We start from the raw sequence: 20,795 nt of genomic DNA on the forward strand, positions 1-20,795 counted from the left end.
GAAATCGAGAGTACAGCTCATGTCGGTCAAAATGGCTCTGGCGAAACTGTCCGCAACCGCTGCCGGGACCGCGCTCCTGGTGGGCGGCGCGGCGCACGTGGCCGAAACCCAGGCCGCCGGCCCGAAGCAGATGAAGTCGGTCAAGTCGGTTAAGGCCAAGCCGGTCAAGACGGTGAAATATCGGACCGTGACCAAGCGCCATGTCGCCAAGCCGGTTCGCCAGAAGGTCCGCACCGTGCGCCGCGAGATCGAGTGCGTGCCCGCCGGTCCGGCCGCGATCGGCGCCTATGGCACCACGTCGGGCGCGGCGCAGTCGCTGCCCGATCACGCCTGCCCGCCCACGTTCGCCTATGCGATGGCGCCGATCATGCTCCCACCCCCGGCACCTGTCGGTGGCGGCAGCAGCGGCGGCGTCACGGTTATCGGTGGTAGCGGAGGTTTCGGCGGCTCTGGCGGCTTCTTCGGCGGATTCTTCGGCGGCGGCGGTTCGAGCGGCGGCAATGTGACCGTGACGTCGACTACCTCGACCAGCGGCAGTCAGGGCCAGGGGCAGGATATCGATATCGATATCGACAATTCGAACAACGGCGGCTCGACCTCTACTTCGACCGGCGGCCTGACGACCTCGACCTCGAGCTCGACTGGCGGGTTCACCTCCACCACGACCGGCGGATCGACTTCGACCTCGACCGGCGGGTTCACCTCGACGAGCACCGGTGGATCGACCTCGACATCCAGCTCCACCGGCGGCATCACGAGCACCACGACGAGCGGCAACGTCACGAGCACCAGCTCGTCCTCAGGGGATGTGTCGAGCAGCACATCGGGCAACGTGTCGACCAGCACCTCGACGTCCGGGAACATCACGAGCAGCACGTCGACTTCGTCGTCGACCTCGAGCAGTTCGTCGTCGAGCACGTCCTCCTCGACCAGTTCGAGCACGAGTTCCTCGAGCTCGAGCTCGAGCGGCGGTCACGGATCGAGCAGCGGCACTCCGGTGCCCGCGCCGCCGATGACCATCCTGTTTGGTGCGGCCGCTGCTGCCGCGCTGATCAGGCGGAAGAAACAAGCGAAGCAGGCGGACTGAGCCTCGAAGCAGCTCCGCCGAGCGAAGGGGTGGCTTCCTGACGGAAGTCACCCCTTTTCACGTTAGTCGGCGAGCGTGAGGCGACCGCCGGCCGATGACCAGGCGATCGTTCCGCCGGCGAGGTGAACCGCGCTGCCGGTTTCCTCGGCGAGCCGCTGGGCGGCTTCCAGCGACCGCTTGCCCGAACGACAATAGATGACGGTCTGCTTGTCGGGCACCAGCGGAACTGCCGCAGGGTCGAAACTGTCGAGCGGCATGTTGACCGCCCCTGCAATGTGCCCTTCGGCGAACTCTTCGGGCGTTCGCACGTCGATCAGCACGGCCTTGCCACTGGAGACCAGCGTAGCCAGCTGTCCGGCATCCAGCGCGTCGACACCCTGCGCAACTGCCGCAAGCGCGGTGTCGGGCGTATTGGCCTCCGACACCGTGCAACCCGCAAGCGACAGCGCCAAAAGCACCGTCCCCGCGACGGGCGCGAAACGAGCGATCACGCGGCCAGCTTGCGCAGGACGTAGTGCAGGATGCCGCCGTTGAAGTAGTATTCCAGCTCGTTGGCGGTATCGATGCGGCACTTGGCGACGAAAGTGGATTTCGTCCCGTCGGTCTTGGTCACCTCGACCTCGACATCCTGGCCCGGCTGGATTTCGGCCAGGCCGCGGATCGTGAAGCTGTCGTCACCGGTGAGGCCGAGCGAGGCGCGGCTTTCGCCATCGCGGAACTGCAGCGGCAACACGCCCATCCCGACGAGGTTCGAACGGTGGATACGCTCGAAGCTCTCCACGATGACCGCGCGTACGCCCAGAAGGTTGGTGCCCTTGGCCGCCCAGTCGCGGCTGGAGCCGGTGCCGTATTCCTTGCCCGCGATGACGACCAGCGGCGTGCCGTCCGCCTTGTGCTTCATCGCGGCGTCGTAGATCGCCATCGTCTCGCCGCCATAGCGGGTCATCCCGCCCTCGACGCCGGGGACCATCTCGTTCTTGATGCGGATATTGGCGAACGTCCCGCGCATCATGACGTCATGGTTGCCACGGCGGCTGCCGTACGAGTTGAAGTCGGCGCGTGCGACTTGGTGCTCCTGAAGATAGGTGCCCGCCGGGCTGTCGGCCTTGATCGATCCGGCCGGGCTGATGTGATCGGTGGTGACCGAATCTCCAAGGATCGCGAGCGGCTTTGCATCCACGATGTCGACCACCGGTGCCGGGGTCATCGTCATCCCCTCGAAGTACGGCGGATTGGCGATGTAGGTCGAACCGGCGCGCCACTGGTACGTGTCCGATCCGGTCACGTCGATCGCTTGCCAGTGCTTGTCGCCCTTGTAGACGTCGGCGTAGCGGGCCTCGAACATGCTGCGGTCGATCGCGGTTGCACGGATCGCCGCGATCTCGTCGTTGGTCGGCCAGATGTCCTTGAGATAAACGTCGGCGCCGTCACTGCCTTGGCCGATCGGGGTCGAAACCATGTCCTCGGTCACGGTGCCCTTCAGCGCGTAGGCGACGACGAGGGGGGGCGAGGCGAGGAAGTTGGCGCGCACGTCGGGCGACACGCGGCCCTCGAAGTTGCGGTTGCCCGAAAGGACGCTGGCGGCAACGATGTCGTTACCGTTGATCGCCTTCGAAATGGGCTCGGCCAGCGGGCCCGAATTGCCGATGCACGTGGTGCAACCATATCCGACGAGGTCGAAGCCGATCGCATCAAGGTGTGCCTGCAGACCTGCCTTGACCAAGTAGTCGGTGACGACCTGCGATCCGGGAGCGAGGCTTGTCTTGACCCATGGCTTGGGCGTCAGGCCCTTCTCGTGCGCCTTCTTTGCGACGAGGCCGGCGGCGATCAGCACGTCGGGGTTGCTGGTATTCGTGCAGCTTGTGATCGCGGCGATGACCACGTCGCCATCGCCGATGTCGTGATCGGCGTCGTCGACCGCGCACCGCTTGGGCCCCGACTTGCCGTAGACGTCCTTGAGCTGCGCGTTGAACAGGTCGTCGACTTCGGGGAGGATGACCTTGTCCTGCGGGCGTTTGGGACCGGCGAGCGAGGGCACCACGCTGCCAAGATCCAGCTCGAGCGTATCGGTGAACACCGGGTCGGCGGCCTTGGGGTCGATCCACAGGCCCTGTTCGCGGGCATAGGCCTCCACAAGGGCGATCTGGTCTTCGGCGCGACCCGTGAGACGCAGATACTCCAGGGTCTTGTCGTCGATACCGAAGAAGCCGCAGGTCGCCCCGTATTCGGGCGCCATGTTGGCGAGCGTGGCCCGGTCGGCCAGGCTGAGCGAAGAGAGGCCGGGGCCGAAGTATTCGACGAAGCGGCCCACGACGCCGCGCGCGCGCAGCATCTGGGTGGCGGTGAGGACGAGGTCGGTCGCGGTCACGCCCTCGGCAAGCTTGCCGGTCATCTTGAAGCCGACGACTTCGGGGATGAGCATGGAGACCGGCTGGCCGAGCATCGCGGCCTCCGCCTCGATACCGCCCACGCCCCAGCCCAGCACGCCAAGCCCGTTGATCATTGTGGTGTGGCTGTCGGTGCCCACGCAGGTGTCGGGATAGGCCACGGTCGCGCCCGCCTGGTCCTTCGACGTCCATACGCACTGGGCGATGTGTTCCAGGTTGACCTGGTGGCAGATGCCGGTGCCCGGAGGGACCGCCTTGAAGTTGTCGAGGCTCTTCGATCCCCATTTGAGGAAGTCGTACCGCTCCGCATTGCGGGCGTATTCCAGGTCGACGTTCTTCTCGAATGCCTTGGGATGGCCGAACTCGTCGACCATGACCGAGTGGTCGATCACCAGGTGGACCGGGACGAGCGGATTGATCTTCTTGGTATCGCCGCCAAGCTTGGCGATCGCATCGCGCATGGCCGCCAGATCGACGACGCACGGGACGCCTGTAAAGTCCTGCATCAGCACGCGGGCTGGGCGGTACTGGATTTCGCCGCCGGTGGCTGGATTCTTCTGCCAGTCTGCGAGCGCCTGAATGTGGCCGACCGAAACGGTGAATCCTGCATCCTCGAAGCGGAGCAGGTTCTCGAGCAGGACCTTCATGCTGAACGGAAGGCGGGAGATGTCGCCGATAGTCTCGGCTGCCTTGTTGAGCGAGTAGTAGGCGTAGTCCTTACCTCCCACCGTCAGCGTGCTGCGGGTTCCGAGCGAGTCCTTGCCGACCTGAGTCATGCGTGCGTAAATCCTTGGCCTGAGTGTGCGTAAAAGAAGGTGGTGATTGCGCCCGCGCTCCTGCGCGCCCCGTCCGGCGAGGTCAAGGGCGGGGGAGGCTTCAGAGGGCGGTCTGTTCGGGTTCCGGCGGCTTGCCGCGGGTGGCGATCCAGCACCCCGCCACAATCAGGGCGGCGCCCGCGATCGTCGCCCCCGTTACAACCTCGGCAAAGAACACCCAGCCGAACAGCGCCGCCCACAGGAACCCGCTGTATTCGAGCGGGACCAGCTTCTGCGTCTCGGCGCGGGCATAGCCCCAGGTGAACAGCGCCGCGCCCGCGAACGACAGGACCGCGCTGATAGCGATATCCCGCCAGGTGACCGTTTCTGCGGGTAAGGCGAGAAAAAGCGGTGCGAATCCGACGAGGGCGATGCCCGCTATCGCGCTTTGGAATACGACGACTTCGAGCGGCTTCGACACGAGCGCCTGCTGGCGCTGCAGCACCAGGTTCCATGCATAGAGCAGCGCAGAACCCAGAACGGCGGCAATCCCGAGCAGCGCGCCGTCGCCCATGGTTTCGCGCCAGACCTTGCCCGCCAGGATGACCAGCACGCCCGCGAAGCCGAGCAAGGCGCCGATGACCGCGCGCCGACCGATCCTCTCGCCGAGCAGGATGCTGGCTAGAAACAACGCGATCAGCGGAGAAATGAAGCTGATCGCAATGGCCTGCGCCATCGGCAGATAGGTCAGGCCGAAGAAGAACAGGAAACCCATCGCGGTTACCACCAGCCCCCGTATCACATGGATCCGCAGCGTTTGCCGGATCGGCCATGAGCCGCCGGTCAAGCGCCAGGCGGGTGCGGCGAGGAGAAATATGATCGGCGCTCGCAGCAAAAGCGTGCTGTAAGCCCCGATCGCCAGGGACGCCGCTTTCATGAACGCATCCATCAGCGTCAGCAGCCCGATCGCCGCGATGGCCGCGAACACGGGAAGCAGGGGATGATCGCGGTTCGGCATCTCCGGCTGGCCGTTCGTGACATTCCCGCCACCGGTCAAGCGGGATTCAGCCGAGCTTCAGCCTCGTGCGTTGATGGAAAGGGGACAGAGGCGCTATGGCGCGCTGTATCTATTTGGTGAGCGCGTCAGCGCGTTGACGACACAAGGGGCTATTGCGGTGATCGAAGGCAACAAGCGGTTTTGGCTGATCGGTGCGGCGCTGGTGGCGCTGCCGGGCGCCGTGGTGGCGCAGTCGAGCACGCCGGAAAACCTTCTCCCGCCCGAATCGCCGACGGCCCCCGCCGCACAGGCGCAGTCGAGCCCCGTCACGCCCGCCGCGACCGTTCAGCAGATCACGCCGATGGTGCAGGAATGGTCCATCGCGAATGCCCGCGCTCTTGCCGGCGTGATTGCGTCGATCGGAAGTGAAGGTCTCGATCCCAATGACTATATGCCGGGCGAACTCGACGCCGCTATTGCGACCGGACCCGGTGAGTCTCTCAACCAAGCGGCAAGCCGCAGCTTCGCCTGGCTGGTCGAGGACCTCCGCGACGGCCGCACGCCGATGGAAGCGCGCAAGCAGTGGTTCGTCGTCGATCCCGACCCTGATCGCTACCGTACCGCAGATATCATGGCCGAAGCGCTGGCGAACCGGTCGGTCGCCGACAGCCTGATGGCGCTCGCACCCGAGCATCCCGATTACGCGGCGCTGAAGGCGGAACTCGCGAGCGCCACGAGTCCCGCCAAGCGCAAGCTGATCCGCGCCAACATGGATCGGTGGCGCTGGCTGGCGAAGGACCTCGGACAGCAGTACCTCATCACCAACGTGCCCGAGTACCAGCTTCGCCTGACGGTCAACGACAAGATCATCAGCACGTATCGCACGATCGTTGGTAAGCCGGGTCGCACCGCGACCCCGCAGCTTGCCGAGACGGTCGAAGGTGTCATCTTCAATCCGACCTGGACGGTCCCGCAGTCGATCGTGAAGGGCGAGGGCCTGGGTGCCCGCGTCCTTGGCAACCCGGGTTGGGCGAAGGCCAACGGCTATCGCGGATCGCGCGACGCCAAGACCGGGTTCGTGACCGTCGTCCAGCAGCCCGGCGCGAACAACTCGCTCGGGCTGATGAAGCTCGACATGCCCAATCCGCACGCGATCTTCCTGCACGACACACCTGCGCGAAACCTGTTCTCCCAGGAAAACCGCGCCCTGAGCCACGGCTGCATCCGTACCGAGCGCGCGCAGGAACTCGCCATCACCCTGGCGATCCTCGGCAACCTTGCGAACACGCCCGAAGCCCGGAAGGCCGCCGCGGACGAGGCGGTCGCAATTAGTACAAGCGGCAAGTACACCCGCGTGCCGATCCAGAAGTCGATGCCGGTCTACATCACCTATTTCACGATGGGCCGCGATATCGAGGGCAGGCTGCGCGAATTCAGCGACATCTACGGCCGCGACGCGCCGGTGCTGGCCAGCTTCGACAAGCCCCGCCAGGCGAACCGCGCCCGCGCGACGAGCGAGGAAGCCGTCGAGATCGTCGACGACCTGCAGACGACCTGAGATTGCGGTTCAGGTGTATTCCAACTGCTCGCGCAGGACGATGATATTGCGCCGGAATAGATAGCCTGCAGGGAGCGCGAAACAAAGCACAAGCGCGAAAGCTTGCGGCGCGAACTCGCCTGATCCCAAGAGGCCCAGCTTAGATCCTGTGGTTGCGAAAACAGCTCCTGCGGATGCATCAACGAGCGAGACGCCCAGCGCAACAGGATGGCGAATCCGGTCGCCGAGCAGCAATGCGACCGGAACTCCGAATATGAATAGGTAGAACGCGACTATGAATGTCGCACCTACCATCCCGACTGCCAGAGCAAATGTCAGAAAAACGAGTGAGGCGATGATCTCGCTGGGGCCTCCAACGGGGAATTCGCCGCTGAAAAGGACCAGCCAACCGCCCAAGCAGGCCATTCCGATGCCTGCTGCAATGATGCTCGCCGGGACCAGTGCTCCAAAGACGGGTGCGATGCCAAGAGCATTCCCACCAAACGTCGGAACGTATGGCAAGTTAGAACGCGCCCGGGACCAGCGGTGGTTGCGGCGCGCCTTCGGGCACGAGGAGGGCTAGGTCCTTCGGCGGTTCGCTGATGGTCGATCCGTCGGGCCCGATGCCGAGCTTGTCGGCGAAGAGCAGGCGGCCGCCGGCGAGGCGTAGCAGGGTAAGCTTGAAGTCCGCGTCGCTCATTGCAAAGCAGCCGTTCGAGCGGCCGAGTCTGCCGAACCGCTCGACGTGCGAAGGCTCGGCGTAATCGGCGCGATGCATGACGATCGCGCGGTCGAGCGCGTTCGAGCAACTGGCGTCGAGACCCTCAAGGCGGACCGAGGTTCCGTAACGCCCGGTGTACCAGCCGAATGTCATGTAGGCGCCCTTGCTGCTGCACAGCGATTCGGGAACGTTGGAAAACCAGTTGAGCCAGCCGTCGTGCTCGGGGTCCGATCCCATGCCGTGCGCGCAGCGGTAGCTTTCGACTGCGCCCTTCTCGAAATCGACGAAATGCATCCGCGGCTGGCTGGAATGGAGACCGTAGTCGACCACGCCGACGAGGTCGCGGTGCCACAAGCCGGCACCGTGCTTGGCCATCTGTTCCTGGGCGATCGCAAACAGTCGGCGGTCGCGCAGGCTGAGCGACACGGGTGTTGCAGGAACCTGCGCGCGTACGGCAGGGGCCGCCAGCGCCGCGCCGGCGGCCAGCGTTCCTTTGAGGAGATCGCGCCGCTTCATGTCGGCACTATGATCCCAGTCTGGCTAACCGAATCTGAACGGTCGTCATCGCCGAGCGGTCGATAGCCATGCTCGATCGCGGTGCCCCAGCCCACGGCCAGCAATCCGACGACCAGCGAATCGAAGATCATCAGCGCCCACAACAGTACCGGCGGGGCGCCCATCGCCCACTGGTGGTTCAGCGTATGGAGCCACATCATCGGCGCGATCACCAGTGCGCTGAAGCCGAGAATGCGCAAAGTGGCCGGCCATCCGGTGATATAGACCGACCGAAGGCTGGCCTCGCGATCGCCCGCGAAACCGGCCACGACAAGGATGATGAGCGGCAGGGTCGCGAGCGTGAACAGCGAGGTGATCGCGAAGGCCGCGGTGTCCGTTAAACCGGCGACTGCGCTTTCCAGAAGGCTGCCCAGCACGCTGATGGCAATGTTTGCGCCGATGCCCAGTGCGAGTACGCGCCAGGCAATGCCCTTTAGCGACCACCACGATGCGCCTTGCCGGTGCGCAGCCCATAAGCGGATCGCGGCAAGGATCGCGACTACGAGACCGGCGACCTTGGCATAACCGAACGCCCAGCGGGTCGGATCGTTGGCAATCGCGCGGGCCTGCTCGATACTGTCGAACATCCCGAGCCGCACTTCGGCCACGTGCTGCGCGAATTCCGGTAGTACTGCGATCAGTGGGATGACGGGCGCCAGCCACCAGATGCGAAAGCTGTCGACCGCGACGTCGCGCGTGCGGCGGATCAGGACACCGATCACTCGGCAGCCTCCGCCACTCCGTCGGCGTTTCCGGCATCGCTCATCGCGGCCTCTATTTCCGTGGCTTTCTTTTCGACGAGGGCGACGATGTGATCGAGCATGTCGTCGGACTGGACGTGATGGTCGGTCACACCCGACAAATAGACCATGTGCTTGCCCGCGCCGCCGCCGGTCAGGCCGATGTCGGTCTCGCGCGCCTCGCCTGGACCATTGACGACGCAGCCGAGGACGGACAGGCTCATCGGGGTCTTGATGTGCTCTAGCCGCTTCTCCAGCGCCTCGACCGTGCGGATGACGTCGAAGCCCTGGCGGCTGCACGAGGGGCACGACACGATCCGCACCCCGCGGGTCCGCAGGCCCAGGCTCTTGAGAATTTCGTAGCCGACTTTCACTTCCTGCTCGGGCTCTGCCGAAAGGCTGACGCGGATCGTATCGCCGATGCCGGCCCAGAGCAGGTTGCCCATGCCGATGCTCGACTTGACGGTGCCGCCGATCAGACCACCCGCCTCGGTAATGCCGAGGTGCAGCGGACAGTCGACCGTTTCGGCGAGCTGCATGTAGGCGGCGACCGCCAAAAACACGTCGCTGGCTTTCACCGCGACCTTGAATTCGTGGAAATCGTGGTCCTGCAGCAGCTTGATGTGGTCGAGCGCGCTTTCGACAAGCGCCTCGGGACATGGCTCGCCGTATTTTTCCAGCAGGTCCTTTTCCAGGCTTCCGGCGTTCACGCCGATGCGGATCGCGCAGCCGTTGGCCTTGGCGGCGCGGATGACCTCGGCCACCCGTTCGCTCGACCCGATGTTGCCCGGATTGATGCGGAGGCAGGCGGCGCCCTTGTCGGCAGCCTCGAGCGCGCGCTTGTAGTGAAAATGGATGTCGGCGACGATCGGCACATTCGCGGCGCGCGTGATCCGGTCGAAATGCCGCGTCGATTCCTCGGTGGGGCAAGACACGCGAATGATGTCGACGCCCGCGTCCTCGCAACGCCGGATCTGATCGATCGTCGCGCCAACGTCTTCGGTCGGTGTGTTGGTCATGGTCTGGACACTGATCGGGGCATCGCCGCCGACCGGAACCTTGCCGACCATGATCTGGCGCGAATGGCGGCGCGCGATATCGCGCCAAGGACGGATCGAGGACATGGGCGCGCATATAGTCCGCGCGGCGTGAAGGGGCAATGACAGCTGGGCCAAGTTGCGGCATGGATCGCCGCGATGACACCGCCCAGCGATCCCACGGACGAACATTCCCCGGATGGGCCCTTGCTGATCGGGCGCGTGCTCGACGGCAAGGGCGGGGGCCGCTTCATATCGTGGCAGGATGCCCAGGACTGGCAACCTGCCGATCCGGGGGAAGTGCTGTGGCTGCACCTCGACCGAACCGAACCCGGCCGCGCGCATTGGCTCCAGTCCCAGTTCGCCATGCCGCGTACGACGGCGGAGATGCTGACGAGCGACGACACGCGTCCGCGGGCCTTTCGCGACGGGGACCAGCTCGTCGCCACGCTGCGCTCGATCAACTTCAATCCCGGCGCGGATCCCGAAGACATGGTCTCGATGCAGCTCTGGTCTGACGGCAAGCGGGTCGTGACGTTGCGGCGTCATCCGCAGCAAACCCCCAACGACGTGCTGGCAGAAATCGACGCAGGCAAGGGGCCGGTGGATGCGGGCGCGCTGATAACGTCGCTGGCCCAGCACATGGTCAACCGGATCAGCCGCGTGATCGTCGACATGAACGATGCGATCGACCGGCTCGAAGAGTGCGAATTCGACCGCTCGGACAACGAAGAAATGCTGGCGGAGATCGTCGCCATCCGTCGAAGCGCGCTGTCGCTTCAACGGCACATGGGCCCAGAGCACGTTGCGCTCGAATCGATCAGCCGCGACGCGCCGGACTGGTTCGAGAAGCACGACCGTCAGGAAATAGCAGAGACGATCGCGCTACTGCGCCGGTTTATCGACGACATCGACATCAGCAAGGAAAGCGCAGTCGTATTGATGGACGAATTGCGAAGCCGGGCGCTTGCCCGCTCGGAAAAGACCAACCGGAGGCTGACATTGGTCGCCACGGTCTTCCTGCCGCTGAGCTTTCTTGTCGGTCTGTTCGGGATCAACGTCGGCGGGATGCCGTGGGCGGACATATCCGGCCATCCATCGGGCTTCTGGTTCGTGACCGCTCTGTGCGCTGCATTCACGATCGTGACGGTCTATCTCTTCCGGCGGTGGAAGTGGATGTAGCGCGGCCGCGGCGCTAGAGCCGTCGTTCGAGCAGAAACTCGTCGTCGCGGTGGTTGCCCACCCAGAAATGGATGTTCGCAACCTTCGTGAACCCGTAGCGTTCGTAGAACCGCTGCGCGCCGAAGTTTTCGCTGTAGACCGACAACTGGATCGCATCGCAACCGCGCTCGCGTGCCTGGGCGATCACCGCTTCCATGAATGCTGCCCCGATGCCGCGTCCGGTCGCCTCGTGCGCGCAATAAAGCTGGCTCAGCATGCACGGATTCGAGGGTTGCGGTTCTGTCCGGCCTTCGAATCTCTCTCCGAAAAAGGCTACGCAATAGCCGATCAGCTCATCCCCCTCTTCGGCCAGCATGACCGAGGCGTCGGTAGATGCGATATCCGCGGCGAACTTTTTCGGGTCGCGATGCACGTCGAGAAAGGCGGCCAGGTCGCACAGGTCGTACAGGTGGCCGAATGCATCGGTAAAACTCGCGCGGCTCAGGTCGACGAGCGCGGGGACATCGGCGGCATTGGCGTGACGCAGGTTCATGGCTCGCGGGGCTAAGGGATTTACGCCGGATATTGAATAGCGCGGTTCCATCCTCTCGATCGGTCGTCGTCGACAGCGCCTTGGCGGGCAGCTATCCGCTTGCCATGCGCCTGCATCTACTCGCCCTGTTGGGAATCGCCATGACCTTCGCCGTAGCAGCCTCCGCGAAAGACACGCCCAACGAGCAGAGTTGGAGTTTCGCGATCCATGGCGGGGCGGGCGTGCTGCAGCGGGCGAACATGACGCCCCAGCAGCAGGCCGACTATAGGGTGGCATTGCAGGTGGCGCTCGACGCGGGTGCGAAAGTTCTGCGCGACGGGGGCAGCGCCGTCGACGCGGTCACGGCGGCGATCGTCATCCTGGAGGACGACCCCAAGTTCAACGCCGGTCGCGGCGCGGTTTTCACTTGGGATGGCGTCAACGACCTCGATGCTTCGATCATGGACGGCAAGGGTCGCAGGGCGGGCGCGGTCGCCGGCGTTCGCACGGTACGCCATCCGATCCTGCTGGCTGAGGCCGTCATGGAAGAGGGGCGCCATGTCCTGCTGTCCGGACCCGGCGCGGAAGAATTCGCCAGCGAGCGCGGGCTCGAAATCGTCCCGCCGGAATTCTTCGCCACCGATGAGCGTCGCCGGCAGCTCGAGATGGTGAAGGCCGACAAGCTTTCCGCCCTGGAGGTAGAATTCAAGTTCGGTACCGTCGGCGCGGTGGCGCGCGATAACACCGGGCGTCTGGCTGCGGGCACCTCGACTGGCGGGATGACCGGTAAGCGCTGGGGCCGGATCGGCGATGCGCCGTTGATCGGTGCGGGCACGTATGCCGACGACACTGCCTGCGCCGTCAGCGCCACAGGCTCGGGCGAATATTTCATCCGTGTGGCGGTCGCCCACACGATCTGCGAGCGCGTACGCTCTGCGCGCAGGTTGACGATCGCAGGGGAGACGCAGGACGTCCCGCTGACGACCGAAATCCTGCAGGGGATCGTCGACGGCGTGATCGCCGAAGTCGGCGAGCTTGGCGGGAGCGGCGGCGTGATCGTCGTCAGTCCGAGCGGTGAACCGGTCTTTTCAATGAATTCACAGGGAATGTACCGCGGCCGTGCGACTGCGGCAGGCCTGTCCGAAGTCGCGATTTTCTCCGACGAATGACCTCCCATCGTAGGGGGGGCAGGCAGGACTCGACTCCTCCCGCCGTCGGAGTAAGGTCCGCCCGCTTGGGGCCGTCCTTTTGCGGTAGGAAACGCAGGGTCGCCCGACTCCAAAGCAACGTAGGGGCGCGCTTTTGCGCGGGTCGCTTTGGGGAGAATACACGATGTTGAAATCTGGACTGGCCGCCATTGGTGCGGTCGCAATGGCATTTTCGATTCCGGCGCTGGCGCAGGACGATCCGTATCCGTTCGATGGGGGGGACTATGTCAGCGTCACGGGCATCGATATCTCCGACGGCGCCGACCTCAAGTATGCCCTCTGGCTAGCGGGAGAATGGCGCGCGAACGAGGATTTCGCCGTTTCGCAAGGCTGGACCACCCGGTACGAAATCCTGATCAACGAATACCCGCGCAAGGGCGAACCCGATGTCTATCTGGTGCGCTACTTCCCGAAGTTCGTCGACAATGCCGAAGGCGACCGTCGCCGCCAGGTGATGATGGCACGCTACAAGCGGACCGAAGAGAAGCTGCAGGAGGAATCGGCGGGCCGCGCGACCTATCGCGAGGTCAACGGCAACATGCTCCTGCGCAAGATGGAATGGAAGAAGTAGACTAGCCTGATCGACGACGCCGGGCGGGCTCGGCGTGTGCCGTTCTCGTCCGCCACGGCCACTTCCTAGCCTCGAATACGCTCCATCGGATAGGTCCCGAGCATCCGCAGCTCCTTGCAATGGAACGCCAGTTCCTCGAGCGCGCGATCGACCGCGACCTCACCTGGGGCGCCGATGATGTCAGCATAGAACATCGTCGCCGAGAAACTCGCGCCCGCCTGGTAGCTTTCCAGCTTGGTCATGTTCACGCCGTTCGTCGCAAACCCACCCAGCGCCTTGTAGAGTGCGGCGGGCACGTTTTTCACTTCGAACACGAAGGTCGTCATGGCCGTTCGCCCGATGCCTGTGGGGTCGAGCGCATCCGGCGCCAGCAGGAGGAAGCGGGTCGTATTGTCGGCGGCGTCCTCGACGTCGTTCTCGACGATTCGCAAGCCGTACAGCTCTGCCGCAAGCGGCGGAGCGATGGCCGCAATGTTCGTCTCGCCGCGTTCGGCCACATGCGCCGCTGCGCCGGCGGTATCGGCATAGCTCAGCGGGAGGATACCGCGATCGCGCAGGTAGCGGCGCGACTGGCCAAGCGCCTGCGGGTGGCTGTAGGCCGCCTCGAACGGGCCATCGGACAGTGCCATGAGGGCGTGGTTGATCCGCAGGAAATGCTCTGCAACGATCCGCAGCCCGCTTTCGGGAAGCAGAAAGTGGATATCGGCGACCCGCCCGTGCTGGCTGTTCTCGATGGGGATCGCGGCGCATCCGGCCCGGCCCGCCTTCACCGCGTCGATTGCGTCCTCGAAAGAAAAGCACGGCAGTGGCAGGCAGCCCGGCACCATTTCGAGTGCGGCGCGGTGCGAATTCGCCCCGGGTGCGCCGGCGAATGCCACCGCACGGGCAGGGTCCAGGGCCGCGGACGCCTGCATCGCATCGACCAATGCGCGTGCCGGGGCGGGAAAGCTGCTCATGTCGTCGTCATCCTGACCGGGCGCGTAGCTGTGAGGCCATGCACCCGCAAGCGATGACCCATGAAAGTGCCAAATTCGCGGGGCCAGAAACCGGATGGACCCTTGCGCGCGCGAACGGTGCTGACTAGAGCGCGGCGCAAACCCGCACGTCCACTCTTACCCGCGGATCACTGCACGCATGCAAGACAATTTCAACACCGCCTCAGGCTGGGTCCTGTTTTCCGGCATCATCGCTCTCGGGCTCACCAGCTTGAGCGGGAAGTATTTTCACGCCGACAAGCCGGAACGGCCTGAGACAATGGGTTACCCGATCGAAGGCGTCGTCGAGGAAGGCGAAGGCGGGGCTGACGCCGGTCCGGACCTCGCGACCCTCCTGGCGTCCGCCGATGTGGCTGCAGGCGAGACGGCGGCGCAGGGCCGCTGCGGCACGTGCCACACCTTCGACCAGGGCGGTGCTGCCAAGCAGGGTCCGAATCTGTTCGGGGTGATGGGCAAGCCGATCGGCAAGCACGCGGCAGGCTTCGCTTATTCGAGCGCGCTGTCGGGCCATGGCGGCGACTGGACCTACGAAAACATGGACGCGTGGCTCAAGAGTCCCAAGGCGTTCGCAGCCGGCACCAAGATGAGCTTTGCTGGCCTTTCGAACGCGCAGGACCGCGCGAACATCATCCTTTACATGAGGCAGCAGGGCGGTGGTCCGGCGCTGCCGACTCCGGCCGCTGCCGAGGCGCCCGCAGCCGATGCCGCCGAAGCTCCGGCTGCTGGCGATCCGACCGCCGCTGCCGGCCCGGCGACGACGGCTGGTCCCGACGCCGCCGGCGCGGTTGCCGCTCCGGCCGGCGAAGGCGCGACCAAGAGCACCGTTCCGGTTCAGTAATCGAGGTCACGGGCGGGCGTTTGGGGTCTAGCGACGCCCGCGCCCTTCCCAGATCCTGCGCCGAGCGGCACGCTTGCGCTGATAGTAGACGATCGTCGTCAAGACGGCAGCCGAGAGAAGCGCGATGAGCGCGTAGGCTATGATCAGCCGGGTTTCCATGACTTCGCGACTCCGATGAGGCAGGCGGGATTGCTGCACTCGCGCCTCCCGATCCGGGTAGGCGGGCGACCTGAAACCGCTCGCCCCGGTTAATCGTTCCCTCAGTCGGGCGCGATTCCCTTGAAGCCCTGGGCAATCACATACCATTCGCTCGAGTCCTTGCGACTGGCAGGCGGCTTGGCATGCTTCACGGTTCGGAAGTGCTTCTTCAGCAGGGCAAGAATGTCGGCGTCGGTGCCGCCTGCGAATACTTTCGCCACAAAGGCGCCGCCCTCGTCGAGATTTTCGACCGCGAACCATGCCGCTGCTTCGACAAGCCCCATTGTTCGCAGGTGGTCGGTCGCCTTGTGGCCGACGGTATTGGCCGCCATGTCCGACAATATCAGGTCGGCCTTGCCGCCCAGCGCTTCGACAAGAGCGGCAGGCGCTTCGTCGGCCATGAAATCCATTTCGAGGAACGTCGCGCCTTCGAGCGGCTCGGTCGGCAGCAGGTCGATCCCGACGAGCGCGGCCTGCGGCCGCTTCTTGCGCACGACCTGCGCCCAACCGCCGGGCGCTACGCCAAGGTCGACCACGCGCTTTGCGCCCCTGAGCAGACCGAACTTCTCGTCGAGTTCGATCAACTTGTATGCCGCGCGGCTGCGATACCCCTCGGCCTTGGCTTGCCGGACGTATGGGTCGTTCAATTGGCGCGACAGCCAGCGGTTCGAGGAGGCCGTCCGCCCGCGTGCGGTCTTGACGCGCTTTCCCGGATCCTTTCCGCCGCGGCTCATCCTGCACGCGCTCCGGTGCGAGCGGGAGCCGGATCGCCGGCCATCAGGCTGCGCAGGATGCCCTCGCGGATACCCCGATCCGCCACGCCGAGGCGATCGGCCGGCCAGATATCCATTATCGATTCGAGGATCGCGCAGCCTGCCACCACAAGATCGGCCCTGTCGTTGCCGATGCAGGGCAGGGCACGTCGGTCCTGCGGCGACATGGTCGACAGACGTTCGCTGATGTCGCGCATCGATTCGGCAGGCACAATCAGTCCGTCGACCGCGCGCCGATCGTATTGCGGCAGCTCGAGATGCAGGCTGGCCAGCGTCGTGACGGTGCCGCTGGTACCGAGCAAGCGAATGTCCACCGCACGTGAGGCTTCCGCTACTCTTTCGGCAAACGGCGCGAAACTCTCGGAAACCAGCCGGCGCATTTCGCGATACCGCTCGAGCCGGTCCTCTTGTGTCGCGCCCTCGCCGCGCCCGACGGTGTCGGTGAGCGACACGACGCCCCATGGCACGCTCGCCCAGTCGATTATCCTCGGCACCCGTTCACCCGGCTCGATCAACACAAGTTCGGTCGATCCTCCGCCGATGTCGAAGATCACCGCCGGGCCGTGGCCCTGTTCGAGCAGGATATGGCACCCCAGAACCGCCAGCCGCGCCTCTTCCTGGGCGGAAATGATGTCAAGGACTATCCCGGTCTCGGCGCGGACGCGTTCGATGAAATCGGCGCCGTTCACGGCGCGGCGACACGCTTCGGTCGCGACAGAGCGCGCCAGGAACACATTCCGGCGCTTCAGTTTTTCCGCGCAGACCTGAAGTGCGCCGAGTGCGCGGTCCATCGCCTCGTCGCTAAGTCGACCGCTAGCAGCTAGACCTTCGCCGAGTCGCACTACCCGGCTGAAGGCGTCGATCACGGTGAAATTTTCACCTTCGGGGCGCGCAATCAAAAGGCGGCAATTGTTCGTGCCAAGGTCGAGGGCGGCGTACGCCTGACGGCGCGACGCGTGATCGCGCAGCAAGCCTGCCTGCGGATCGACCGCGCCATTGAGTGGGGTTTTGGACTGCGAGGGACGTTTGTAGCGGAAATCGGCTACCTTGCCGGACGATCTGCCCCTTTTGCCGCCAGTCTTCCTTCCCGAATTCCTGCTCGTGTCCGGCGGAGAATGACCCGCCATTTCAATACTTTCTATTCCTCCCGCCGCACACGATCCAAAGGTGCGCCGGGGACCTGAAACCGATGCTAGCGGCGCGCGGGCAAGTCGGCAAGCGTGCCGAGCGGTCGTTGAAGCGCGCGGCCTTGACCCGGAAGGCTTGCGAAACTAAGTGCGCCCCCTCGCGATACGGCAGGCCGCTCGCGACACCGGTGATGCCCCGTCCTCTAATGGTAAGAGAGCGGACTCTGACTCCGTCAATCAAGGTTCGAATCCTTGCGGGGCATCCAATTCGCGCAAACTCGTTGAACCGGCGACGCGCCGCGCCTATCGGACGTTCGATGACCGAACGAGAAGAGCGCGACCTCAGCAGTCGCAAGTTTTATCGGGCCGAGCAGGAAGCCGCCTTCTCCGAGAAGAGCACTCCCGATACCCCCCAGACCCGTCATCCGGCCTACCGGCTGGCGTTTCAGGATACCGATTTCCTCCTTCGGGAAGAACTGCGTCCGATACGGTTCCAGCTCGAACTGCTGAAGCCCGAGATGCTTCTGGACGAGGCGGGCGTGGGATCGACGCTGGTCATGTATGGGTCGGCGCGGATTCCCTCGCCCGAACACGCGGACGTTCTGGTCAAGAATGCCGCGCCTGAAAACGCGGCGGTTGCCGAGCGGCTCGCCGCCAAGGCAAAATATTACGACGAGGCCTACAAGCTGGCCAAGATGGTCAGCGAGCGGGCGATCGTGGAGAACGGCAAGCGCCAGTTCGTGATCTGCTCGGGCGGCGGCCCTTCGATCATGGAAGCCGCGAACCGCGGTGCGAGCGATGCCGGGGCCGAATCGATCGGCCTCAACATTGTCCTGCCGCACGAGCAGGCGCCCAACCGGTTCGTGACGCCGTACCTGTCGTTCCAGTTCCACTACTTCGCGTTGCGGAAGATGCACTTCCTCCTGCGCGCGAAGGCAGTCGCCGTGTTTCCGGGAGGGTTCGGTACGTTCGACGAATTCTTTGAACTGCTCACGCTGATCCAGACCGGCAAGATTCGTCCAATGCCGATCCTGCTGTTCGGCAAGGATTTCTGGACGCGCGTGATCGACTGGGAAGCGTTCGCCGAGGAAGGTACGATTTCGAAGGCCGACCTCGACCTCTTCCGCTGGTGCGAGACGGCCGACGAAGCCTGGGCGCACATTCGCGCGTTCTACGAACTCGGCGACTGATTCCTAACGGCTTGGTGCCCTAGCGGCCCGTTGCCCTGGCCGAAGCCGGGTGCGGCAAGGATTGCCCGGCGAACGAACTGCCGGCCGATCCGCACCGCGTGTTCCAGAGGCAGGCCATGGCCCAATAGGGTCGCGACAGCCGACGACAGGGTGCAGCCGGTGCCGTGAGTGTGGGGTGTGTCGATCCGCGGGTCGCCGAACGCCGCCGAGCGCTCCTCACCCGGCCCGACGAGCGTATCGATGATGCGCTCGTCGTCGGTATGTCCCCCCTTGGCGAGCACGTGGCACGCATAGGTGCGGGCGATCTCGGCAGCGGCATCCGCAACTTCCACGGTGTCGCGCAGCGTTCGGCCGGCAAGGTGTTCGAGTTCGGGCAGGTTCGGCGTGATCAGCGTCGCCAGTGGAAACAGGCGCGCACGCATTTCGGCGATAGCGTCTTCCGCAATCAGTGTGGCACCGGAAGTGGCAATCATGACCGGGTCGAGCACGACCGGAACGTGATCGGGAAGGGCATCGAGCGCCTTTGCGACCGCGGCGATGATCTCGCGGTCGTGCAGCATCCCGATCTTGACCGCGTCCACGCCGATGTCGTCGATGCAGGATGCGATCTGTTCGCCAACGACATCGCCGCTGAGTGGAGCGATCGCCTGTACGCCGACGCTGTTCTGCGCGGTCACCGCGGTAATCGCGGTCATTGCATAACCGCCGAGCATGGTGATCGTCTTGATGTCGGCCTGTATGCCCGCGCCGCCCGAGCTGTCCGAGCCCGCGATCGCCAGCACACGGGGAGGAGCGGCGGTCATCCCTGAAACTTTCGCTCGGTCGAAGCCGGGAACTTCGCTTGCAGCAATTTCGTCCGCGTCGGCCGGTCCATCAGTTCGCCGCCGCAGTTGGGGCAGCGATCGTCGAGCTGGTCGGCACATTCGGCGCAGAACGTGCATTCGAAGCTGCAAATGAACGCGCCCGGCGCTTCGGCGGGAAGGTCCGCTCCGCACCGTTCGCAGTCCGGTCGCATGGCGAGCATCAGGCAGCCGCCTTCACGGCATCGCAAATGGTATCGACGACTCGCTCGACCTGGGCTGCGTCGTCGCCTTCCGCCATGACGCGGATAAGCGGCTCGGTGCCCGATGCACGGATGACGAGCCGACCCTTGCCGGCAAGCTCGGCTTCCGCATCGGCGATCACGGCCTTGACCGCAGTGTTTTCGAGCGGCTTTCCGGCCCCGTAACGCACGTTCTTGAGCAGTTGCGGAACAGGGTCGAACTGATGGAGCAACTCGCTCGCCCGCTTGCCTGACCGCACGAGGCTGGCCAGCACCCGCAGCGCCGCCACCGTCCCATCGCCGGTGGTGCCGTGATCGAGCAGGATCATGTGGCCCGACTGCTCGCCGCCGACGTTGAATCCGCCGTCGCGCATCCGTTCGAGCACGTGTCGGTCGCCGACCGCGGTACGCTCGAGGCTAAGGCCATGCGCGGCAAGATGCCGCTCGAGCCCGAGATTCGACATGACGGTGGCGACGACACCGCCACCGCGCAGCGAACCGCGCTCCATCATCCGCAACGCGATCAGCGCCATGATCTGGTCGCCGTCGACGGTCTGGCCCTTCTCGTCCACCACGATGAGCCGATCGGCATCGCCGTCGAGCGCGATCCCGATATCGGCGCCCACCTCGATGACCTTGGCCTTGATCGTGGCGAGCGAAGTCGAACCAACGTCGCGGTTGATGTTGACGCCGTTCGGGTGGACACCCAGCGGAATGACCCGAGCGCCCAGTTCCCAGATCGCTGCAGGAGCGGCCTGATACGCCGCGCCGTTGGCGCAATCGACCACCACCTTCAGGTCGTCGAAGCGGATATCGCTCGCTACCGCCTGCTTGATAGCATGAATGTAGCGCCCGCGTGCGTCGTCGATCCGGCGAGCCCGGCCCACTTCGCTCGCGTCGGCCAGTTCCGGCTCGATGTCGATCAGTGCTTCGATCGCCAGTTCGTCCTCGTCGGACAGCTTGAAGCCGTCGGGGCCGAACAACTTGATCCCGTTGTCCTCGTACTGGTTGTGGCTGGCGCTGATCATCACGCCCACATCGGCACGCAGCTCTCTCGTGAGCATCGCGATGGCAGGGGTGGGTAGCGGGCCGGTCATCACGACGTCCATGCCCACGCTAGTGAACCCGGCGACCAGGGCATTTTCCAGCATGTAGCCCGACAGACGGGTATCCTTGCCGATGACCACGCGGTGGCGATGATCGCCGCGCAGGAAATGGCGTCCCGCCGCCTGGCCGACGCGCATCGCGGTGGCAGCGGTCATGACGCCAGCATTGGTGCGTCCGCGAATGCCGTCGGTGCCGAAATACTTGCGTGCCATGTCGTTTGCGAACCTCGTTTTCCTG

General features: G+C 64.8%; 21 protein-coding genes and 1 tRNA gene. 8 read left to right on the forward strand and 14 right to left on the reverse strand.

Annotated features, from left to right (window positions below):
• The first annotated feature begins 31 nt into the window (after positions 1–31).
• The gene (locus AR323_RS07750) at positions 32–1,087 is read left to right on the forward strand and encodes a PEP-CTERM sorting domain-containing protein (protein WP_235510498.1); all 1,056 of its coding nucleotides are present in this window, start codon (positions 32–34) and stop codon (positions 1,085–1,087) included.
• A gap of 62 nt (positions 1,088–1,149) precedes the next feature.
• Here AR323_RS07750 and AR323_RS07755 read toward each other — a convergent pair whose 3' ends face one another.
• The 3 genes from AR323_RS07755 to AR323_RS07765 all read right to left on the reverse strand — a co-directional run bounded on the left by AR323_RS07755 (position 1,150) and on the right by AR323_RS07765 (position 5,247).
• The gene (locus AR323_RS07755; RefSeq protein WP_057883394.1) at positions 1,150–1,578 is read right to left on the reverse strand and encodes a rhodanese-like domain-containing protein; all 429 of its coding nucleotides are present in this window, start codon (positions 1,576–1,578) and stop codon (positions 1,150–1,152) included.
• Entirely contained in the window at positions 1,575–4,250 is a 2,676-nt protein-coding gene (gene acnA / locus AR323_RS07760; RefSeq protein WP_057883395.1) for an aconitate hydratase AcnA, read from the reverse strand. Before acnA ends, AR323_RS07755 begins: the two co-directional genes overlap by 4 nt.
• 100 nt (positions 4,251–4,350) lie before the next feature.
• Positions 4,351–5,247 carry a DMT family transporter gene (locus tag AR323_RS07765; protein ID WP_057883396.1) on the reverse strand — a complete coding sequence of 299 codons (897 nt, stop codon included), beginning with the start codon at positions 5,245–5,247 and terminating at the stop codon, positions 4,351–4,353.
• A gap of 157 nt (positions 5,248–5,404) precedes the next feature.
• Between AR323_RS07765 and AR323_RS07770 the strand changes: the two genes are divergently transcribed.
• The gene (locus AR323_RS07770; RefSeq protein WP_057883397.1) at positions 5,405–6,784 is read left to right on the forward strand and encodes a L,D-transpeptidase family protein; all 1,380 of its coding nucleotides are present in this window, start codon (positions 5,405–5,407) and stop codon (positions 6,782–6,784) included.
• A 9-nt stretch (positions 6,785–6,793) separates the two neighbouring features.
• Here the strand turns inward: AR323_RS07770 and AR323_RS07775 are convergent, their stop codons facing one another.
• From AR323_RS07775 to ispG, 4 genes are read right to left on the reverse strand one after another with little or no spacing between them, the layout of a single operon-like run.
• Positions 6,794–7,285: a hypothetical protein gene (locus AR323_RS07775; protein WP_152980314.1), complete on the reverse strand. Its 492-nt coding sequence runs from the start codon at positions 7,283–7,285 to the stop codon at positions 6,794–6,796.
• A 1-nt stretch (position 7,286) separates the two neighbouring features.
• On the reverse strand, positions 7,287–8,000 hold the full coding sequence (locus AR323_RS07780) for a murein L,D-transpeptidase catalytic domain-containing protein (RefSeq protein WP_057883399.1): 714 nt from the start codon (positions 7,998–8,000) through the stop codon (positions 7,287–7,289).
• Positions 7,997–8,761 carry a hypothetical protein gene (locus AR323_RS07785; RefSeq protein ID WP_057883400.1) on the reverse strand — a complete coding sequence of 255 codons (765 nt, stop codon included), beginning with the start codon at positions 8,759–8,761 and terminating at the stop codon, positions 7,997–7,999. Before AR323_RS07785 ends, AR323_RS07780 begins: the two co-directional genes overlap by 4 nt.
• Positions 8,758–9,903 carry a flavodoxin-dependent (E)-4-hydroxy-3-methylbut-2-enyl-diphosphate synthase gene (gene ispG, locus AR323_RS07790; protein WP_057883401.1) on the reverse strand — a complete coding sequence of 382 codons (1,146 nt, stop codon included), beginning with the start codon at positions 9,901–9,903 and terminating at the stop codon, positions 8,758–8,760. The genes AR323_RS07785 and ispG overlap by 4 nt, the downstream gene beginning before the upstream one ends.
• 72 nt (positions 9,904–9,975) lie before the next feature.
• Here ispG and AR323_RS07795 point away from each other — a divergent pair, with 72 nt between their 5' ends.
• Positions 9,976–10,998, forward strand: a complete 1,023-nt coding sequence (locus tag AR323_RS07795; protein ID WP_057883402.1) for a CorA family divalent cation transporter — start codon at positions 9,976–9,978, stop codon at positions 10,996–10,998.
• A 13-nt stretch (positions 10,999–11,011) separates the two neighbouring features.
• Here AR323_RS07795 and AR323_RS07800 read toward each other — a convergent pair whose 3' ends face one another.
• Positions 11,012–11,530, reverse strand: a complete 519-nt coding sequence (locus AR323_RS07800) for a GNAT family N-acetyltransferase (RefSeq protein WP_057883403.1) — start codon at positions 11,528–11,530, stop codon at positions 11,012–11,014.
• A 140-nt stretch (positions 11,531–11,670) separates the two neighbouring features.
• On the opposite strand from AR323_RS07800, the gene AR323_RS07805 reads away from it, so the two are divergent.
• Together AR323_RS07805 and AR323_RS07810 are read left to right on the forward strand one after the other, a co-directional pair.
• A complete protein-coding gene (locus AR323_RS07805; protein ID WP_057883732.1) occupies positions 11,671–12,678 on the forward strand; it encodes an isoaspartyl peptidase/L-asparaginase family protein in 1,008 nt (335 codons plus the stop codon).
• Between the two features lie 202 nt (positions 12,679–12,880).
• Positions 12,881–13,288, forward strand: coding sequence for a hypothetical protein (locus tag AR323_RS07810; protein ID WP_152980315.1), 408 nt, complete (start codon positions 12,881–12,883; stop codon positions 13,286–13,288).
• Positions 13,289–13,353: 65 nt separating this feature from the next.
• Here the strand turns inward: AR323_RS07810 and AR323_RS07815 are convergent, their stop codons facing one another.
• Positions 13,354–14,244, reverse strand: a complete 891-nt coding sequence (locus tag AR323_RS07815; RefSeq protein WP_057883405.1) for a prephenate dehydratase — start codon at positions 14,242–14,244, stop codon at positions 13,354–13,356.
• Between the two features lie 178 nt (positions 14,245–14,422).
• Between AR323_RS07815 and AR323_RS07820 the strand changes: the two genes are divergently transcribed.
• On the forward strand, positions 14,423–15,121 hold the full coding sequence (locus tag AR323_RS07820) for a c-type cytochrome (RefSeq protein ID WP_057883406.1): 699 nt from the start codon (positions 14,423–14,425) through the stop codon (positions 15,119–15,121).
• Between the two features lie 260 nt (positions 15,122–15,381).
• Here AR323_RS07820 and AR323_RS07825 read toward each other — a convergent pair whose 3' ends face one another.
• Positions 15,382–16,053: an RlmE family RNA methyltransferase gene (locus tag AR323_RS07825; RefSeq protein ID WP_057883407.1), complete on the reverse strand. Its 672-nt coding sequence runs from the start codon at positions 16,051–16,053 to the stop codon at positions 15,382–15,384.
• Complete coding sequence (locus tag AR323_RS07830; protein ID WP_057883408.1) at positions 16,050–17,219, reverse strand: Ppx/GppA phosphatase family protein; 1,170 nt, start codon at positions 17,217–17,219, stop codon at positions 16,050–16,052. Before AR323_RS07830 ends, AR323_RS07825 begins: the two co-directional genes overlap by 4 nt.
• A 192-nt stretch (positions 17,220–17,411) precedes the next feature.
• On the opposite strand from AR323_RS07830, the gene AR323_RS07835 reads away from it, so the two are divergent.
• Both AR323_RS07835 and AR323_RS07840 read left to right on the forward strand, forming a co-directional pair.
• Positions 17,412–17,485, forward strand: a tRNA-Gln gene (locus tag AR323_RS07835).
• A 51-nt stretch (positions 17,486–17,536) separates the two neighbouring features.
• Positions 17,537–18,409, forward strand: coding sequence for an LOG family protein (locus AR323_RS07840; RefSeq protein WP_057883409.1), 873 nt, complete (start codon positions 17,537–17,539; stop codon positions 18,407–18,409).
• On the opposite strand, the gene thiD is transcribed toward AR323_RS07840, so the two are convergent.
• The 3 genes from thiD to glmM are packed head-to-tail and all read right to left on the reverse strand — an operon-like array spanning position 18,391 to position 20,770.
• Positions 18,391–19,212: a bifunctional hydroxymethylpyrimidine kinase/phosphomethylpyrimidine kinase gene (gene thiD / locus AR323_RS07845; protein ID WP_057883410.1), complete on the reverse strand. Its 822-nt coding sequence runs from the start codon at positions 19,210–19,212 to the stop codon at positions 18,391–18,393. The two genes, AR323_RS07840 and thiD, sit on opposite strands and share 19 nt — an antisense overlap.
• Positions 19,209–19,433 (reverse strand): DUF1272 domain-containing protein, encoded by a 225-nt coding sequence (locus AR323_RS07850; RefSeq protein WP_057883411.1) that lies wholly within the window; start codon positions 19,431–19,433, stop codon positions 19,209–19,211. Before AR323_RS07850 ends, thiD begins: the two co-directional genes overlap by 4 nt.
• The gene (gene glmM / locus AR323_RS07855; RefSeq protein WP_057883412.1) at positions 19,433–20,770 is read right to left on the reverse strand and encodes a phosphoglucosamine mutase; all 1,338 of its coding nucleotides are present in this window, start codon (positions 20,768–20,770) and stop codon (positions 19,433–19,435) included. Before glmM ends, AR323_RS07850 begins: the two co-directional genes overlap by 1 nt.
• Between the last annotated feature and the right edge of the window lie 25 nt (positions 20,771–20,795).

The sequence above is a fragment of the Tsuneonella troitsensis genome, assembly GCF_001441535.1.
Classification (GTDB): Bacteria; Pseudomonadota; Alphaproteobacteria; order Sphingomonadales; family Sphingomonadaceae; genus Tsuneonella; species Tsuneonella troitsensis.

What these genes read in the sequence shown, in the direction of transcription:
- AR323_RS07815 (WP_057883405.1), bottom strand. Translation starts at nt 14,244, where the DNA reads ATGAGCAGCTTTCCCGCCCCGGCACGCGCATTGGTCGATGCGATGCAG.
- AR323_RS07765 (WP_057883396.1), bottom strand. Translation starts at nt 5,247, where the DNA reads ATGCCGAACCGCGATCATCCCCTGCTTCCCGTGTTCGCGGCCATCGCG.
- AR323_RS07825 (WP_057883407.1), bottom strand. Translation starts at nt 16,053, where the DNA reads ATGAGCCGCGGCGGAAAGGATCCGGGAAAGCGCGTCAAGACCGCACGC.
- AR323_RS07780 (WP_057883399.1), bottom strand. Translation starts at nt 8,000, where the DNA reads ATGAAGCGGCGCGATCTCCTCAAAGGAACGCTGGCCGCCGGCGCGGCG.
- AR323_RS07850 (WP_057883411.1), bottom strand. Translation starts at nt 19,433, where the DNA reads ATGCTCGCCATGCGACCGGACTGCGAACGGTGCGGAGCGGACCTTCCC.
- AR323_RS07830 (WP_057883408.1), bottom strand. Translation starts at nt 17,219, where the DNA reads ATGGCGGGTCATTCTCCGCCGGACACGAGCAGGAATTCGGGAAGGAAG.
- AR323_RS07820 (WP_057883406.1), top strand. Translation starts at nt 14,423, where the DNA reads ATGCAAGACAATTTCAACACCGCCTCAGGCTGGGTCCTGTTTTCCGGC.
- AR323_RS07800 (WP_057883403.1), bottom strand. Translation starts at nt 11,530, where the DNA reads ATGAACCTGCGTCACGCCAATGCCGCCGATGTCCCCGCGCTCGTCGAC.
- glmM (WP_057883412.1), bottom strand. Translation starts at nt 20,770, where the DNA reads ATGGCACGCAAGTATTTCGGCACCGACGGCATTCGCGGACGCACCAAT.
- AR323_RS07810 (WP_152980315.1), top strand. Translation starts at nt 12,881, where the DNA reads ATGGCATTTTCGATTCCGGCGCTGGCGCAGGACGATCCGTATCCGTTC.
- AR323_RS07795 (WP_057883402.1), top strand. Translation starts at nt 9,976, where the DNA reads ATGACACCGCCCAGCGATCCCACGGACGAACATTCCCCGGATGGGCCC.
- AR323_RS07805 (WP_057883732.1), top strand. Translation starts at nt 11,671, where the DNA reads ATGACCTTCGCCGTAGCAGCCTCCGCGAAAGACACGCCCAACGAGCAG.
- thiD (WP_057883410.1), bottom strand. Translation starts at nt 19,212, where the DNA reads ATGACCGCCGCTCCTCCCCGTGTGCTGGCGATCGCGGGCTCGGACAGC.
- AR323_RS07750 (WP_235510498.1), top strand. Translation starts at nt 32, where the DNA reads ATGGCTCTGGCGAAACTGTCCGCAACCGCTGCCGGGACCGCGCTCCTG.
- ispG (WP_057883401.1), bottom strand. Translation starts at nt 9,903, where the DNA reads ATGTCCTCGATCCGTCCTTGGCGCGATATCGCGCGCCGCCATTCGCGC.
- AR323_RS07840 (WP_057883409.1), top strand. Translation starts at nt 17,537, where the DNA reads ATGACCGAACGAGAAGAGCGCGACCTCAGCAGTCGCAAGTTTTATCGG.
- acnA (WP_057883395.1), bottom strand. Translation starts at nt 4,250, where the DNA reads ATGACTCAGGTCGGCAAGGACTCGCTCGGAACCCGCAGCACGCTGACG.